General features: G+C 55.4%; 2 protein-coding genes. Both read left to right on the top strand.

The genetic code is table 11. From position 1 onward, the window contains the following. The first annotated feature begins 983 nt into the window (after nt 1-983). Entirely contained in the window at nt 984-1,157 is a 174-nt protein-coding gene (locus ENZ74_RS34550) for a hypothetical protein (protein WP_158515786.1), read from the top strand. A 315-nt stretch (nt 1,158-1,472) separates the two neighbouring features. Further along, nucleotides 1,473-2,352 (top strand): helicase-related protein (locus tag ENZ74_RS29475; RefSeq protein ID WP_245471032.1); only part of this gene is annotated, 880 nt, incomplete at its 3' end.

Here is a 2,352-nt window from a genome sequence, read left to right as displayed (position 1 = left end):
CCTTGGGGTAGGCCTTCAGTGCTTGATGTTCGGTCGCCCCGAGCGGGACCAGGATTTCCAACTTGCCCGCAGCGGCCTGGAGCTTCTTCGGAATTTTCCGCCGATAACGCCAGCCGGCGACGCCTCGTTTCTGTATGTGCTTCACGTCAATCTTCATAGCTCAGTGTACCCCGCAGTGTATCGCGCGGTGTATCTCTGGGGAAGCGGAAACCCTTGTAGTCCTTGGGTTTCAAGACTTTTCTGGATTAAGTGGCTCCCCGGGCCGGAGCCATGTCAAATAGAATATTAGATAAAATCAGTAATTTAACGGGTTTCTGTATCGCAATTTGTATAGCAATATGGTTAGCAAAGTTCGGTCTCTCTCAGGGTTAGATTTTGAATCCAGTTGCAAACTCTATGGGCCTGTTTGAGCCCGTTGGCCTTCCGGATTGGAGGTGGCCCCAGATGCCTGCCTACAATGGCTTCACTCATGAGGAGCGAGTTCGCGGCTGGCAATTGATACACCACTTCACCGACAAGGGCTTGCTGCAAAAGCCCCAGCGTTGCTCGATCTCGGGCTCCACAGAGAGCCTTCAAACCCACTGCGAGAACTACTATTCTCCATGGTCGCCATATCCGATTAGCCGGCCAATTCACACGGCCTTGCATCGCCGGTTCCGGCAACCTGATCCTTGGAACCGGATCGTAGATAGATACGCCGTAACTGGAGAGGAGTGGTTTTGTGCCCTCGCCACGCAGCCATTTGACTTGGCCGCGATGCTACGTGCCCAGCAGGGGGCTCATATCGTCGACGTTTTCCGAAGAGCGCCTTTCCCTCCGAACAATATTGCCGGTGTCCAGCGCAGCTAACACGGCCGGCCACGACCCTATCGCGAAGCGTGGGGTTGGTATGCAAATAGTTTGTGCCTACTAAGATTCACAAGGGTCTAAGAAATTCATCTCATGCACGTTGCTCGCTCGCTGTCAGCGTCAATCCGGCTGTCTTGGAGATCGCGCACCAGCGCAAAGATCTTGGCGGTATCCATGAGTTCAACGAGATTGACGCGGCGCTCGCCGCTTTCGATGTCTGCAAAGAATGGCTGATCGCTGCCGAGGACTTAGGCGACTTTTTTGCCCTTGCTAGCGCCGCTGCAATCATTCTGTGGCATTCGGAGTGAACCGACTCCAGTGATCAACCCGGCGCTTGTCTGAATCAATCCATCCTGTTCATATGGCCCGCGATTCTCGGGTGGGCACCCAATGACCAACTATACACACTATCACAGCAAATATTTCGCCAACCGTATCATGCTGGAGGGCCGATCCGACGAAGCCTTCGCCAAGTCTCTTTCCACCGCTCGCGTCGACATGAAGCCGCATCAGGTCGAAGCCGCACGCTTCGCGCTGCATTCTCCGCTGTCAAAAGGGGTGATCCTTGCCGATGAGGTCGGGCTTGGCAAAACGATCGAAGCCTGTTTGGTCATCGCGCAGAAATGGGCCGAGCGCGCAAGACGCTCGGTTCGTCCGTCGCTGCCATCACCATGTTTCTGGAAAATGTCATTGGCAGGCTTCGGAAGAACCAAGTGGCCGATGAGAGCGTCGTTGAAGACATCGACGACACGGCGGAGGTCGGCGAGGAAATCGCGGACGACGCTATGTTGGCTGCGGAGAATGGTCAGGGCGAAAAAGACGACGAGGGCGACGCATCGTCCGATGCCATCGATCCGAAGAAACTGGCCGCCGAGATAGCAGAGCTTGACGGCTACCTTGCCCTTGCTCGTTCCATCGGCTCTAACTCGAAAGGCGACAAGCTTCTTAGCCAGCTTCCGGGCGTGCTCGACGAAGTGGTCGCGCGTGGCGGCAAGCGAAAAGCTGTCATCTTCACCGAGTCCGTCCGTACACAGCGCTACCTTGCTGAAATCCTGTCGCAGAGCGGGTATGACGGGCAGATCGTGCTGATGAATGGTAGCAACAGCGACAAGGAGAGCCAGAAGGTTTACGCGGCCTGGAAGAAGGAGAAGGAAGGCACGGACGCTGTCTCCGGTTCGAAAAGCGCGGACATGAAGTCGGCCATCGTGAGCGCCTTCAAGTCGGACGACAAGTCGATTCTCATCGCGACGGAATCCGGCGCGGAAGGCATCAACCTGCAATTCTGTTCCCTGATCATCAACTTCGACCTGCCTTGGAATCCCCAGCGCATAGAGCAGCGCATTGGCCGTTGTCATCGTTACGGCCAGAAGATCGACGTAACAGTCGTGAACATGCTGAACCTGAAAAACCAGGCGGAAAAACGGATTCACGATCTTCTAAAATTCAAGTTCAACCTGTTCGACGGCCTGTTCGGGGCGAGCGATCAGGTTCTCGGCTCTATCG

This window comes from Mesorhizobium sp. M7A.F.Ca.CA.002.15.2.1 (assembly GCF_003998715.1).
GTDB lineage: Bacteria > Pseudomonadota > Alphaproteobacteria > Rhizobiales > Rhizobiaceae > Mesorhizobium > Mesorhizobium ciceri.
The sequence above is the reverse complement of the archived record's forward strand: the minus strand, read 5'-3'. Positions and strand labels throughout refer to the sequence as shown.